At 67.1% G+C, this 13122-nt stretch carries 13 protein-coding genes; 2 read left to right on the top strand and 11 right to left on the bottom strand.

What is annotated here, in order from left to right; all coding sequences use genetic code 11:
* Positions 1–100: 100 nt before the first annotated feature.
* Complete coding sequence (locus KSS94_RS12835; RefSeq protein ID WP_217843337.1) at positions 101–1012, top strand: LysR family transcriptional regulator; 912 nt, start codon at positions 101–103, stop codon at positions 1010–1012.
* A gap of 162 nt (positions 1013–1174) precedes the next feature.
* Here the strand turns inward: KSS94_RS12835 and madM are convergent, their stop codons facing one another.
* From madM to mdcA, 9 genes are all read right to left on the bottom strand, one after another.
* Positions 1175–1939 (bottom strand): malonate transporter subunit MadM, encoded by a 765-nt coding sequence (gene madM / locus KSS94_RS12830; RefSeq protein ID WP_217843336.1) that lies wholly within the window; start codon positions 1937–1939, stop codon positions 1175–1177.
* Between the two features lies 1 nt (position 1940).
* Positions 1941–2363 (bottom strand): malonate transporter subunit MadL, encoded by a 423-nt coding sequence (gene madL / locus KSS94_RS12825; protein WP_217843335.1) that lies wholly within the window; start codon positions 2361–2363, stop codon positions 1941–1943.
* Positions 2364–2501: 138 nt separating this feature from the next.
* The gene (gene mdcH / locus KSS94_RS12820; RefSeq protein ID WP_217843334.1) at positions 2502–3416 is read right to left on the bottom strand and encodes a malonate decarboxylase subunit epsilon; all 915 of its coding nucleotides are present in this window, start codon (positions 3414–3416) and stop codon (positions 2502–2504) included.
* Positions 3413–4207 (bottom strand): malonate decarboxylase holo-ACP synthase, encoded by a 795-nt coding sequence (locus tag KSS94_RS12815; RefSeq protein ID WP_217843333.1) that lies wholly within the window; start codon positions 4205–4207, stop codon positions 3413–3415. The genes mdcH and KSS94_RS12815 overlap by 4 nt, the downstream gene beginning before the upstream one ends.
* Before the next feature lies 1 nt (position 4208).
* The gene (gene mdcE, locus KSS94_RS12810; protein WP_217843332.1) at positions 4209–5000 is read right to left on the bottom strand and encodes a biotin-independent malonate decarboxylase subunit gamma; all 792 of its coding nucleotides are present in this window, start codon (positions 4998–5000) and stop codon (positions 4209–4211) included.
* Positions 4997–5845 carry a biotin-independent malonate decarboxylase subunit beta gene (locus KSS94_RS12805; protein WP_217843331.1) on the bottom strand — a complete coding sequence of 283 codons (849 nt, stop codon included), beginning with the start codon at positions 5843–5845 and terminating at the stop codon, positions 4997–4999. Before KSS94_RS12805 ends, mdcE begins: the two co-directional genes overlap by 4 nt.
* Positions 5838–6137 (bottom strand): malonate decarboxylase subunit delta, encoded by a 300-nt coding sequence (locus tag KSS94_RS12800; RefSeq protein ID WP_217843330.1) that lies wholly within the window; start codon positions 6135–6137, stop codon positions 5838–5840. The genes KSS94_RS12805 and KSS94_RS12800 overlap by 8 nt, the downstream gene beginning before the upstream one ends.
* Before the next feature lies 1 nt (position 6138).
* Positions 6139–7089 (bottom strand): triphosphoribosyl-dephospho-CoA synthase, encoded by a 951-nt coding sequence (locus KSS94_RS12795; RefSeq protein ID WP_217843329.1) that lies wholly within the window; start codon positions 7087–7089, stop codon positions 6139–6141.
* Entirely contained in the window at positions 7089–8750 is a 1662-nt protein-coding gene (gene mdcA, locus KSS94_RS12790) for a malonate decarboxylase subunit alpha (protein WP_217843328.1), read from the bottom strand. The genes KSS94_RS12795 and mdcA overlap by 1 nt, the downstream gene beginning before the upstream one ends.
* A 258-nt stretch (positions 8751–9008) precedes the next feature.
* Here mdcA and KSS94_RS12785 point away from each other — a divergent pair, with 258 nt between their 5' ends.
* Positions 9009–9653, top strand: a complete 645-nt coding sequence (locus tag KSS94_RS12785) for a helix-turn-helix transcriptional regulator (RefSeq protein ID WP_217843327.1) — start codon at positions 9009–9011, stop codon at positions 9651–9653.
* Between the two features lie 196 nt (positions 9654–9849).
* Here the strand turns inward: KSS94_RS12785 and KSS94_RS12780 are convergent, their stop codons facing one another.
* Both KSS94_RS12780 and macA read right to left on the bottom strand, forming a co-directional pair.
* A complete protein-coding gene (locus KSS94_RS12780; RefSeq protein ID WP_217843326.1) occupies positions 9850–11850 on the bottom strand; it encodes a MacB family efflux pump subunit in 2001 nt (666 codons plus the stop codon).
* 8 nt (positions 11851–11858) lie between these two features.
* Entirely contained in the window at positions 11859–13016 is a 1158-nt protein-coding gene (gene macA / locus KSS94_RS12775; RefSeq protein WP_217843325.1) for a macrolide transporter subunit MacA, read from the bottom strand.
* Positions 13017–13122: the final 106 nt, after the last annotated feature.

Raw genomic sequence — 13122 nt, 5'->3', positions numbered from 1 at the left:
GCCGGCTTGCCGGCGATAGGGCCCTGGGCGCCAACACAAGGTATTGTGTCGGCTCTACAGGCCTCATCGCCGGCAAGCCGGCTCCTACAAGGACCGGCGCATGCTGATCGACGAAGAACTCACCCTTAAAAAGCTCGAAACCTTCCTCGCCTTCATGCGCACCGGCAACCTCGGCCGCGCCGCCGCAGAACTTGCCACCAGCGCCGTCAGCGTGCACCGCGCCATCCATTCGCTGGAAAGCGCCCTGCGCTGCCCCTTGTTCAAACACGAAGGCCGCCAGCTGATCCCGCTGGAAAGCGCCTATGTGTTGGAGAAAAAGGCCCGCCAGCTGATCCAGGACGCCGAACAGATGGTGCGCCATACCCGCGAGGCCGCAGGCTTCTACGCCGAGCGCTTTCGCCTGGGGGCGCTGTACTCGCTTACGGTCAAGACCGTGCCCAAGCTTGTGATGGGCCTGAAGCTGCGACGCAGCGAGCTGAACATCGACCTTACCCTGGGCTCGAACATCGACCTGCTGCACCGCCTGAAAAACCACGAGCTGGACGCCATGCTGGTGTCGCTGGACGAAAGCGTCAGCGACCCGGCCTGCGAGCAACTGGCGCTGTTCTCGGACGATATCTTCCTCGCCGTGCCCACCGACTCACCCTTCGCCGAACAGGCCGAAGTGGACCTGGCGGACCTCGCCGACTCCACCTTCATCACCCTGACCCAGGGCTTTGCCACCCACCGCGACGGCGCGCGGGTGTTCCAGCAGGCCGGGTTCGAGCCCAAGGTGGCGATGCAGGTGAACGATATCTTCACCCTGCTGAGCATGGTCAGCTCGGGGGTGGGCTTTGCCCTGCTGCCAGGGCGTATTGCGGCGGTGTACGAGAACCGCGTGCGGTTGATTGCGCTGCAACCGCGGTACCGGCTGCAGCAGCATATTGGCGTGGTGTTTTTGAAGGCGCGCGAGCGCGAGCCGAACCTGTTGGCGTTGTTGGCCGAGTGCAGGATGTATAGCCGGGAGGTTTGATTGGGGGCCATAGCCCTGCGCTGCCTGTACCGGCCTCATCGCCGGCAAGCCGGCTCCTACAGGTACAACGCAGACCTTGATGTGACGCGATCCCTGTAGGAGCGGCTTTAGCCGCGAACACCGGCGCAGCCGGTGCCATACACCGCAGATTGGCAGCAACCGCTACCCCACCAACCCCCGCACACAGAAATACAAGATCGAAGGCCCCATCAGGCACCCCAGCCCGGTATGGAAGGTCGCAGTCAACGCGCCATAAGGCACCAAGCGCCGGTCCGTCGCCGCCAGCCCCGCAGTCACCCCGGACACCGTCCCGGCCAAGCCGCCGAACACCATCGCCGAACGCGGGTTGTCCAGGGCCAGCAAGCGCGCCGACACCGGGGTGAACACCATCACCAGGATCGCCTTGATCAACCCGGTGGCAATCGACAGCGCCATCACATCCGAACTCGCCCCCAGCGCCGCACCGGTCACCGGCCCGACGATATAGGTCACTGCCCCCGCGCCGATGGTGGTCATGCTCACCGCATCGCGATAACCGAACGCCCAGGCCACGCAGGCGCCGACAATGAACGGCAGCACCGTGCCCAGCAGCAGCGCCACCGCGCCGATCATGCCGGCCTTGCGCGCCTCGGTGGCCTGCACCTCGAAGGCCGTGGCGACGATGGCGAAATCGCGCAGCATGGCCCCGCCCATCAGGCCGATGCCGGAGAACAACGCCATGTCGGCCAGGCCCTTCTGCCCGCCGGTGAGCGTGCCGCCCACCCAGGCCAGCACCAGGCCGATGACGATGGCGATGGCCGAGCCGTGCACCCGGCCGAAGGTCAGGTACTTCGACAGCAGCACCGACAGCCACATGATCGCGCCCACCACCGCAAAGGCGGTGATCAGGCCGTTGTGTTCCAGGGCGTTGTCAATGATCGGCCACATGTCAGCGCCCTCCCGCAGGCACGGCCTGCGCGTTGGTTGGTGGCGGTGCGTCCAGCGCCGGCAGGGGCTCGCCGCGGTGGCTGCGGCTGATCAGCGCGATGGTCAAGCCGCACACCAGCACCGCGCCCACGGCGCCCAGCAGTGCCACCGGCCCGCCGTGCAGGGCGGTAACCACGTTCTGCTGGGCGGCCATGGCCACCACCACCGGGATGTACATGGCACCCCAGAAGCCCACGCCGAACTCGCACTCCTTGCTCATACCGCCGTGGCGATGCATGTACAGGCGCGCGCAGATCAGCAGGATCATGGCGATGCCCACCCCGCCCACATTGGATTTGACACCCAGCAGCACGCCCAGGAAGTCGCCGACGATAACGCCGGCAAGCGTGCATACCGCCAGCAGAGCCACACCATAGATGATCATTGTTGTTGTCCTCAGCTTTTGTCGAAGTTGCTTGTTGTTGTTCTTCGAAACGCTTTGCTTGGTACCGCAAATACGAGGGTTGCAGGCCCGGCCTCATCGCCGCCAAGCCGGCTCCTACAGGGGCCCTGTTGTGCCGGGTCAATGCCTGCGCTGCACCTCCCGACGCAGCAAGGCGTCCACTGTATCGGCCCGGGTGCTTTCCAGGGCCACTACCCTGCCCTGTTCCAGCACCGGGCGGGCCAGGCCGCTGAGCACGCTGCCTGGTGGCAGCTCCACTTGCAGGCGCACGCCGCGCTCGAAGGCGGTACGCAGCAGCCCGCGCCAGTCCACCACCCGGGCCATGTTCCAGGCCAGGTCATCCTTCAATTGCACCGGGTCATGCACTGGCCGCGCGCGGGTGCCGCTCAGCCAGGTGATACCCGGCCGGCGCAGTTGCACCGGCTCGAATGCAGCCGCAAGCTCTGCGGCGGCGCCATTGAGCAACCTGCAATGGGACGGCACGCTGATCGCCAGCCTGCGGGCCACGCCCCGGCCCTGGGCACGGCGTGCGACCTCGGCCATGGCGCTGTCGCTGCCGGCGATGACGATCTGGTTGTCGCTGTTCAAATTGGCCACAAAGGCCTCGCCCGGCACCTCGGCCAGCAGTTGCTCGACGCCCGCCAGGTCAAGGCCGCTCAAGGCAGTCATGCCATAACCCTGCGGATAGGCGCGCTGCATCAGTTCGCCCCGCAGGGCCACCAGGCGCACGGCATCGGCGAAGTCCAGGGCATCGGCCACCACCGCAGCCGGGTAGGCGCCGATGGACAAGCCGGCGACATAATCCGGCGCCGGGCTGCGTTGCAACAGCCAGCGCGCCCAGGCCACCCCCGCCAGCAGCAGGCACAGTTGCACCGCGCGGGTGCCCTGCAAGGCATCTGCAGTGTCCAAAGCCAGCACCGCTTCACCCAAGGTATCGCTGGCCTCCTCCAGCAGGCATTCAGCGCCCGCCGGCAAGGCATGCAGCATGCCCGGCTGCTGCGCGCCCTGGCCCGGGAAAGCGAACAGGCTGCTCATGCTGCGCACTCCAGCGCTGACCACGGGTCGCTGACCAGGCGTGCTCCGCTGGCTGACTTGAGCAGTACCCGGTTAGCCGGGCCGGCCCATTCGCGCAGGGCGATGGCGCCGGCCGGGGTTTCCAGTTGCAGGTCGATACGGCATGGCGCGCAGTCGAGGATGTCCAGCAGGTTCCTGGCGGCCTGGCGGGTGAACGGGGTTGGGGTGCGCAGCAACACATCCAGGTCGCTGCCTGCGTGCAGTACATCGAGGCCTGTGGCCAAGTGGTAGCCAACGCCTCCGGTGGGCCCCCAGTGCAGGCCGGTGGTGGCCAGTACCGGGATGATTGAAGCGAGCGCATCGAGCGCAGGCTTCGAATCAGTGCACGACGCGAGACCGCCGGGGCTGCTTTGCAGCCCAATCGCGACACAAGGCCGCTTCCCACAAGAATCGAGTCGGCTTTTAAAAATTGAGCAAGACAGTTGCTCCCACAGGGTAAGTGCATGACCTGAGGCAGCATTCGCCCCTGTGGGAGCAGCCTTGTGTCGCGATTGGGGCGCAAAGCACCCTCCCAGCAGGTCTTCGGGGCTCATCTGCCACTGAATATCCACCTCTCGCATAACCCCACCCCAACGCTGCGCCCGCCCCTGCCCGCGCACCCCGACCGCCACCCAGCCATCACGGCACCGGGCACGGCGCACCACCACCGGCTGGCCGGCAGCCAGCACCTGCGCAGCCCACTGCGGCGCATCGTCGGCCAGCATCTGCGGGGTCATCCCCCACAGCAGGTCGTGGGCTCGCGGGGCGCTCATCTCAGGCCTCCTGCCACTGGTTGCGCAGGCGCTCGCGCACCTGGCGCGAGGCCTGGCGGTGCTCGCCGCCCAGGCGCGAGGCCAGGTCGCTGGACTGGCCGATATCGCGCACCGCATCGGCCAGGCAAGCCCGTACCGCCGCAATGTCCGCAGCCTCTGGCCGCTCGGCATTAGCCACGCTCAAGCGCTTCCACAGCAACCCCAGCGAGGCATAGCTGTGCAGGTCGTAGGCCATCGGCGGCACCTCGGCGGCCAGCGCCTCCAGCGCTTCGACACTGCGCAAGGTAATGCGCGCTGCGGCGGCCTTGCCCATGGCATGCACCATCACGCCGCTGTCATCCAGCGCGATCAGGCGCTGCGCCTGATAGCCATGGGCCAGAAACGCCCCGGACATGGCCTTGCCCACCAGCAAACCGATCACCGGGTGCCCGGCCAGGCGCGCCTGGGCATAGGCCTCGACCGCGCCGGCCAGGGCCTGGTGAATACCCAGCGCCTCCTCACGGCGGCCATAGGCCTGGCTGGGCACGTCGATCAGCGCGACGATGGCGCGCTTTTCGCTGTTGCGATCCGCTTCCACTGCCTCGCTGACTGCCTTGGCCAGGCCCCAGCCTTCGAGCAGGCCGACTTCGCCTGCGCGGGCCCTGGGGAACGGATTGTGCCCATCGGGCACCACGGCGATGAAGCGCGCCAGGCGGTTGTCCAGCTCACCATCAACCACTTGCAGCGAGGCCGGGTAACCCGCCAGCGGTTCACCGCCGGCCAGGCCCGGCAGCCAGTTCAAGGCACGGTTCATGAGACATCTCCTTGGTAAAGGGCTCGCACGGCGGCGCCATCCAGTTGCGTGACGTCCTCGCCCAAACTGCCGAGGCGCTCCAGGTAACGGGCGTATTGCCCGGCGCGGTTGGCCGAAGGCGTATCAAGCAGCTGCAGCAATTGCTGGCGAATGCTCTCGACATCGTCGGCCACATAGCCGTCCACCAGGCCGCTGGCATGGCGCTGTTCGCCGCCGGTCAGGCTCCAGATGAAGGGCCGGTCGCCGGCGTTGTATTCCTCGATACCCGCCTCCTGCTCGATCACCTGCGGGCCATTGAGCCCCAGGCGCGCCTCGCGGGTGACCAGCAGGTGGCTGCACAGCCCGGCGGCGATGGACATGCCACCGAAGCAGCCGACCGCGCCTGCAATCACCCCGATTACCGGCTGATAGCCGCGCAGCTCGACGATGGCGGCCTGGATCTCGGCAATGGCCGCCAACCCCAGGTTGGCTTCCTGCAGACGCACGCCGCCGGTCTCCAGCAGCAGCACGGCACAGGTGGGGATGCCGTTGCGGTTGTCCTCCACCGCCAGTTCCAGGGCGCCGGCGATCTTCGCCCCGCCCACCTCGCCCATGCTGCCGCCCTGGAAGCCCCCCTCGATGGCAGCCACCACGCAGGGCCGGCCAGCCAGGCGGCCCTTGGCAATGACCACGCCGTCATCGGCCTGGGGCACGATGCCCTGGCGCGCCAGCCAAGGTGACATCAGGCGCTCGAACGGGCCGAGCAGCTCACGGAAGGTGCCGCTGTCCAGCAGCGCCCGGGCGCGCTGGCGGGCGCCCAGTTCGACGAAGCTGCGGTTGTGCAGCAGGCGGGCGGTATCAGTCATGGCCGATCTCCTCGAAGCCTTGTTCCAGGCGCAGGCGCACCACGCCCGGGGTGGCGCCGAAATCATGGATGTCGATGTTCAGCGCCGGCAGCGCGCGGCCGGCGAACAGGCGCTCGAACAGCTGCGCCCAGCGGGCTTCGCTGCCGTTGACCGAGGTCACCACCTGAATCTGCAGGCTGCCCTGGGTGCCGGGTTCGATCAGCACTTCGAGGTCGCCGGAGCTGACGCAGCCCACCAACGTGCGGCCGCGCCCGGGCGCTTGCGCAGGGTATTGAAAGTTCAGGGTTTGCATGTCACAGGCCTCCGGCCGCGTCGAGGAACAGGCAGGCCGCCAACAGATCGGCGGCGCCGCCCGGTGAGGCATTCAGTTGCAGCAGCTGCGCATCGAGCCGGCGCAGTTGGCGCCGTCCGGCCAGGGTCGCGCTGCCGCCTTCGGCGAGCACGGCCCGGGCGCCCTGTTGCACGGTTTGCAGGCCTTCAGTACCGGCGCGCCAGAGCACGCAGGTATCGCCCAGGGTGGCCATGATTGCCAGCAGCGCGTCGAGCCGGGCGTGGGGCTCGCTGCAGCCGGCGGCGCGGCTGCGGTGCAGTTGCACAAGGCCGTGGTCGATGACCGCCGGGAAGCCCAGTTGGGCTTGCTCGCGCGCACCGCCCACGCCGTGGCGCTGGCGTACCTGGCTGCCGTGGCTGTGCTGCGCCGGGCTGGCCGGGTCGTCGAGCAGCGCGATGCGCCCGGCGCGGCTGGCCACGGCCCGGGCATCGGCTTGGCCGCCCAGGGCCCGGGCGGCCACCAGCAGGCCCAAGGCCCAGATGGCGCCGCGGTGGGTATTCACCCCGCCGGTGGTGGCAAGCATGGCGGCCTCGCCTTCGCGGCCGATGCGGCCCAGGTCGGTGCGCAGGGCCGGGGTGATCGCGCCGTGCTGTTGCGCCGCTTGCGCCATGTGCTTGAAACAGGGCCACAGGGCCAGGGCCGAGGCGTGCATCAGGGCCAGGCTCATGTCGTGGTGGGCGCCGCTGCTGCGCCGGTCCACCAGGCCCGGTTTGGGCGACAGGTCGGCTTCGTCGAGCAGGGCTTCTACGGCCAGGTCGGCAAGATGATCAGCCAGCGCAAGCCCTGTAGGAGCCGGCTTGCCGGCGATGAGGCCAGGCCTGCAACCTTCACTGTAGGTTTGTGCTGATGGCCCTATCGCCGGCAAGCCGGCTCCTACAGGGACCGCGCGGGCCTTCAGGTCGAGTGCTTTCATTACCAGCTCCTGAACCGTGCAGGCGGGTTGTAGAGCCCGCCGGACCACTCCACCAGCTCGGCGATGCTGCGCGCGGCGAGCAGTTCGCGGCTGGCGTCGGTGCGACGAATGCCTAAGTCCTCGGGCAAGGCAACCAGGCCCTCGCGGCGCAGGCGCTGGGTGTCGGCAGGGTCATGGCGCAGGCCGATGGCGGTCACCCCGGCCACGGCGGCGATCATCTGCCGACGCTCTTCCAGGCTGCGCGCCTTGTACAGGTAGGCGATGCCTTCTTCGGTGAGCAAGTGGGTGACGTCGTCGCCGTAGATCATCACCGGGGCCAGGGGCATGCCGGCTTTTTTCGCCACCTCGACGGCATCCAGGGTGTCGACGAAGGTGGGCTTGCCGCCCTCCTGGTAGGTTTCGACCATCTGCACCACCAGCTTGCGACCCCGCTCCAGCAGGGTGTCGGGCACGGTCATGTCGAGCCAGGCCGGGGTGGCATGGCGCCGGCCGCGCGGGTCGTGGCCCATGTTCGGCGCGCCGCCAAAGCCTGCCAGGCGGCCACGGGTCACGGTGGAGGAATGGCCGTCGCCGTCCACCTGCAGGGTGGCGCCGATGAACAGGTCCACCGCGTACTGGCCGGCCAGCTGGCACATCATGCGGTTGGAGCGCAGCGAACCATCACGCCCGGTGAAGAACACATCCGGGCGCTGGGCGATGTAGTCCTCCATGCCAAGCTCGGTGCCGAAGCAATGCACGCTGTGCACCCAGCCGGTCTCGATGGCCGGTATCAGGGTGGGGTGCGGGTTCAGCGTCCAGTTGCGGCAGATCTTGCCCTTCAGGCCCAGGGACTCGCCGTAGGTGGGCAAAATCAGCTCGATGGCGGCGGTATTGAAGCCGATGCCGTGGTTCAGCGACTGCACCTGGTGCTTTTCGTAGATGCCGCGGATCGCCATCATCGCCATCAGCACGTGCACCGGCTTGATGTGGCGCGGGTCGCGGGTGAACAACGGCTCGATGTAGAACGGCTGGTCGGCGACCACCACGAAGTCCACCCAGGACGCCGGAATGTCCACCCGCGGCAAGTCCTCCACCCGCTCCACCAGCTGGTTCACCTGGGCGATGACGATGCCGTCGCTGAACGCCGCCGGCTCCACCAGCGCCGGGGTGTCCTCGGTGCTGGGGCCGGTGTACAGGTTGCCGTCGCGGTCGGCCATGAAGCCGGCCACCAGGGTGACGTTGGGGATCAGGTCCACCAACAGGCGGGAATACAGCTCGATATAGGTGTGAATGGCGCCCACTTCCAGCAGGCCGTCTTCGAGCAACTGGCCGATGCGCAGGCTCTGCGGCCCGGCGAAGCTGAAGTCGAGCTTACGGGCGATGCCGCGTTCGAACAGGTCCAGGTGCTCGGCGCGGCTGACGCTGGGCAGGATCATGTGCAAATCGTGCAGCCGCGCCGGGTCGACCTTGGCCAGCGAACGGGAGAGAAAATCGGCCTGCTTCTGGTTGTTGCCCTCCAGTACCACCCGGTCGCCCGGGGCCAGCAGCAGCTCCAGGGCCTCGACGATACGCTCGGTGGGCAGCACCACGCCATCGGCCAGGTGGCGTACGCGCTCGAGGCGGCGCTGTTTTTCGGCGCGCCGGCGCGACCATTGCGGCGGTGGATTCTTCATTGTTGTCATTGGGTGACTCCACGGGTTCGCTGTCGTGGAATCACCTTAGGGCGCAGGTAAGTGCTGCATCAATCAAGCAGACCGTCGATTCGTTACGATAAGGTTAACGATGACCAGACGGTCAGGCTGTCTAATTGGCAAGAATGCCACTATTATGCCACTACGCGTTTCATTCAACGGTCACTCAATCGTTGTACTAGGATTCGAAGCGCTTCGCGCCGCTACAGGACAGGCAGCGCTCACTTTCATTGACTCACGGACGACACCATGCCCCCACACCTGCCCTTTCCCCAGATCGGCAAAGCCATCGCCAGCACCGGCAGCCAGCAGTTCCCGCGCCGGCTACACGACCTGATCCGCACCCAGCTGACGGTCGATGCCACGCATATCAGCCAGTCGCGCATTGCCTCTGGCGAAGGCGACGCACCGCTGTTGTGCGAAACCGTGCTGTCGCACCCGGCCATCACCCTGGGCGACCCGGCGCGCCTGCAAATGGCCCGCAGCAACAATGGCTACCACTACCAGATCACCGTGCTGCGCGCCGCCCAGGGCGATGCCTTCACCTTGTCCGAACGGCACTTGCTGGAGGACATCTCGCCGCTGCTGCTGCCGATGCTGGAGAAACATGGCGATGCCCTGCACCCGGCGCCGCCGGCGGTTGGCGAGTCATTGCCGGCGCGTTTTCTCGAGCGCTTGCAGCAAAGCGGGCTGAGCCTGTCCGAGCGCGAACGCCAGGTATGCCTGGGCCTGCTGGCCGGGCACACCGCGCCGCAGCAGGCCGAGCTGCTGGCGTTGAAGGTCAATACGGTGGAAAGCTACCTGCGTCGCGCGGCGATCAAGCTGGGCATCAGCGGGCGGCATTCGCTGATGCGCTGGATGTACGGCGCCCAGGTGCCGGCGCGGCATCATTGACGGCGCAGCGCTAGCGCCTACAGATACAGCGCTAGCCGCAATGCTGTGGGAAGCGGCCTTGTGTCGCGATGGGCTGCGTAGCGGCCCCAGCGATTTCGCATGAGGTTGAGATCTTGGGGCCGCTGCGCGCCCCATCGCGACACAAGGCCGCTTCCCACAAGGGCCGCGTTAAATCAATGGATTGTTGTTTGTGCACTCAATCCCGCGCCAACGCCTCGATCGGGTCGAGCCTGGCAGCATTGCGTGCCGGTACGAAGCCAAACACGATGCCGATCAGCGTCGAACAGGCGAACGCGGTCACCACCGACCCCAGCGAAAACACCATCTGCCACTGCGACACGAACAGGGTGAACAACGAGCCGATGCCGTAGGACAGCCCGATCCCGATCACCCCGCCGATCAAACACACCATCACCGCCTCCACCAGAAACTGCTGGCGAATGTCCGACTGGCGCGCCCCCACCGCCATGCGAATGCCGATCTCGCGGGTACGCTCGGTCACCGACACCAGCATGATGTTCATCACCCCGATCCCCCCCACCACCAGCGAAATCACCGCGATCAACGACAGCAGCAGGGTCAGCGAACGGCTGGTCTTCTGCACCGTCTGCATGATGCTGTCGAGGTTGTTGGTGAAAAAATCCTTGGTGCCATGGCGCTGCAGCATCAGCGTGTTGACCTCCTGCTCCACCCGCTTGCTCGGCACGCCGTCGCGAATGCGCACGCTGATGCTGTCCAGGTGGCGCTGGCCGAGCACGCGGCCGGCGGCGGTCTCGTAAGGTAGCCACACGTTCAGGCCGTTGTTGGCAGCGAACAGGTTCTTGTTTTCGGCGGTCACGCCAATCACCGTGCACGGCAGGCTGCCCAGCAGGATCACCTGGCCGAGCGGGTCGACGCCCTCGCCGAACAGGCGCTGGCGGGTGTTGTGGTCGATCACCACCACCTGCGCCTGGCGCCGGGCATCGTCGGCACTGAACGGGATGCCGGCATCGAAGCGGATGTTGCGCACCTTGAAGTAGCGCTCGTTGACGCCGTTGAGCTGCACGTCCACGTCGATGTTGCGGTAGCGCACCAGCAGGCTGCGGCCGATCACCGGGGTGGCGCTGTCGACGTAGTACAGCTGGTTCAGCGCGGTGACGTCCGCCGGCAGCAGGGTTTCGATGGACTTGGCCCGGCTGTCGCCGAAGTTGCTGCCCGGGTAGATGTCGATGGTGTTGCTGCCGATCGCCTCGATATCGCGCAGCACGTAGCCCTTGGCACCCTCGCCGATGGCCGAGATCGACACCACCGAGGTGATGCCGATGATGATCCCGAGCATGGTCAGCAGGGTGCGCATGCGGTGCGACACCAGGGCGATCCAGGCCATGGCAAAAGCTTCGCGGAACAGCCCGAAGCCTGCCACCAGGCGCCGTGGCCGCGGCGCCTCGCTGGCAGCAGGCGCAGGTTCTGCGGGCACCTCCAGGTCCTGGCGGTTGCGCCGGTCGCTGACGATCTGCCCGTCGCTGACCTCGATGATGCGCTCGGCATGGGCTGCCACCTTGGGATCGTGGGTCACCAGAATCACGGTGTGCCCCGCTGCGTGCAGCTCCAGCAAAATGCGCATCACCTCCTTGCCGCTGGCGGTGTCCAGGGCCCCGGTGGGCTCGTCGGCAAGGATCACCTGGCCGCCGTTCATCAGCGCCCGGCAGATGCTCACCCGCTGCTGCTGGCCGCCGGACATCTGGCTGGGCCGGTGGCCCAGGTGCCCGGCCAGGCCCAGCCGGGTCAACAACTCGCGGGCCCGCTCATGGCGCTGGCCCTGGGGGGTACCGGCGTACACCGCGGGTATTTCGACGTTGCGCAGCGCATCCAGGTGCGGCAGCAGGTGGTAGCGCTGGAAGATGAACCCGAAGTGGTCACGGCGCAGCGCCGCCAGGGCCTCGTCGTCCATGTCGCGGGTTTCCTGGCCGCTGACCTGGTAGCTGCCGGCGCTGGCGTGGTCCAGGCAGCCGAGGATGTTCATCAGGGTCGACTTGCCCGAGCCCGAGGCGCCGATGATCGCCACCAGCTCGCCGGCCTGGATGCTCAGGTCGATCTCGCGCAGGGCCAAAAACTCGCGGTCGCCCGCCATGAAGCTGCGGCTGACGCCGCGCAACTGCAGCAAGGCCGTCTGCTGCTCGACGCCCTGGGGGCACAGGGTACCCGGTGCAACGCTCATGTTCATGCTCAGGCCCCCGCCAGGTCGCCGACCGGCTCGCCGATCACCACCCGGTCGCCTTCGGCCAGGCCCGCCTTGACCTCCACCTTGACGTTGTTGTTGATGCCCGCCTGCACGTCGCGCGCCTGAGCCTGGCCCTTGGCATCGAGCACCCGCACCCGGTAGCTGCCGTCCTCGTTGCGCGCCCCCAGGGCGGCCACCGGCACCATCAGCACGGCCTGGGCGGTATCGCGCACGATGCGCACCTGGGCGGTCATGGCAATGCGCAAACGGTGCTCGGGGTTGGGCACCTCGAACAGCGCGTTGTAGAACACCGCGTTGTTCTGCCGGGTGCTGCTGGCGCCGGTCTTGTCGGTGGTTTCCAGGTAGTCCTGGGGCGCCGGCTCCGTGCCGCGCAGGGTGGCGTAGTAGCGTTTGTCCTCACCGAGGATGGTGAAGTACACCTGCTGGCCGGGGCTGATGTGAATCACGTCGGCCTCCGACACCTGGGCCTTGACCGTCATGGTGTCGAGGTCGGCCAGCTTGAGGATGATCGGCGCCAGTTGCTGGGCGATCACGGTTTGCCCCTCCTGGGTGACGATGCCCACCACATCGCCGTCGATCGGCGCATTGATGCGGGTGTAGTCGAGGTTGACCTTGGCCGTGTCCACCTGCACCTGGGCGCTCTTGATCTGCGCATCGAGTGAGCGCAGGGTGGCCAGTTGCACCTGGTACTGGGACTCTGCGTTCTCGTAGTCCTGGCGCGACACCGACTCGTCGCTCTGCAGCGCCTTGTAGCGCTCGTACACCCGCCGCGCCTGCTGCAACTGCGCCTCGGTGGAGCGCCGCTCGGCGCGCAGTTTTTCTTCGTCCACCTCGGCCTGGCGCAGGGTGTTGCGCAGCACCAGCGGGTCGATCTCGGCCAGCCACTGGCCTTTTTGCACCTTGTCGCCGAGCTTGACCTTCAGCGAGCGCAACTGCCCGGATACCTGGGCGCCGACATCTACCTGGCGGATGCCTTCGAGCACCCCGGTGGCCAGCACGGCGTTTTCGATATCACCACGCTCCACCGTCGCGGTGATGTACTGCGGCGGCTTGGCCGGCGCCTGGATGGCATACAACGCCACGCCCGCCACCAGGGCCACGGCAACGCCGAGGCCGATCTTGCGCGTTCTGCTCTTGTCCATAAAACGCTCTTCAATCCTGATAGTTTTCACAAACCCGCTCGGTCTCTGTGTAGAAACAGCCTTGTGTCGCGATGGGCTGCGCAGCAGCCCCAGATTTGCGCCTCAT

Source organism: Pseudomonas fakonensis (assembly GCF_019139895.1).
Classification (GTDB): Bacteria; Pseudomonadota; Gammaproteobacteria; order Pseudomonadales; family Pseudomonadaceae; genus Aquipseudomonas; species Aquipseudomonas fakonensis.
This window is presented reverse-complemented; position numbering and strand designations above follow the sequence as displayed.

What these genes read in the sequence shown, in the direction of transcription:
- KSS94_RS12780 (WP_217843326.1), bottom strand. Translation starts at nt 11,850, where the DNA reads ATGAGCGTTGCACCGGGTACCCTGTGCCCCCAGGGCGTCGAGCAGCAG.
- KSS94_RS12800 (WP_217843330.1), bottom strand. Translation starts at nt 6,137, where the DNA reads ATGCAAACCCTGAACTTTCAATACCCTGCGCAAGCGCCCGGGCGCGGC.
- KSS94_RS12805 (WP_217843331.1), bottom strand. Translation starts at nt 5,845, where the DNA reads ATGACTGATACCGCCCGCCTGCTGCACAACCGCAGCTTCGTCGAACTG.
- madM (WP_217843336.1), bottom strand. Translation starts at nt 1,939, where the DNA reads ATGTGGCCGATCATTGACAACGCCCTGGAACACAACGGCCTGATCACC.
- madL (WP_217843335.1), bottom strand. Translation starts at nt 2,363, where the DNA reads ATGATCATCTATGGTGTGGCTCTGCTGGCGGTATGCACGCTTGCCGGC.
- macA (WP_217843325.1), bottom strand. Translation starts at nt 13,016, where the DNA reads ATGGACAAGAGCAGAACGCGCAAGATCGGCCTCGGCGTTGCCGTGGCC.
- KSS94_RS12835 (WP_217843337.1), top strand. Translation starts at nt 101, where the DNA reads ATGCTGATCGACGAAGAACTCACCCTTAAAAAGCTCGAAACCTTCCTC.
- KSS94_RS12795 (WP_217843329.1), bottom strand. Translation starts at nt 7,089, where the DNA reads ATGAAAGCACTCGACCTGAAGGCCCGCGCGGTCCCTGTAGGAGCCGGC.
- KSS94_RS12815 (WP_217843333.1), bottom strand. Translation starts at nt 4,207, where the DNA reads ATGAGCGCCCCGCGAGCCCACGACCTGCTGTGGGGGATGACCCCGCAG.
- KSS94_RS12785 (WP_217843327.1), top strand. Translation starts at nt 9,009, where the DNA reads ATGCCCCCACACCTGCCCTTTCCCCAGATCGGCAAAGCCATCGCCAGC.
- mdcH (WP_217843334.1), bottom strand. Translation starts at nt 3,416, where the DNA reads ATGAGCAGCCTGTTCGCTTTCCCGGGCCAGGGCGCGCAGCAGCCGGGC.
- mdcE (WP_217843332.1), bottom strand. Translation starts at nt 5,000, where the DNA reads ATGAACCGTGCCTTGAACTGGCTGCCGGGCCTGGCCGGCGGTGAACCG.
- mdcA (WP_217843328.1), bottom strand. Translation starts at nt 8,750, where the DNA reads ATGACAACAATGAAGAATCCACCGCCGCAATGGTCGCGCCGGCGCGCC.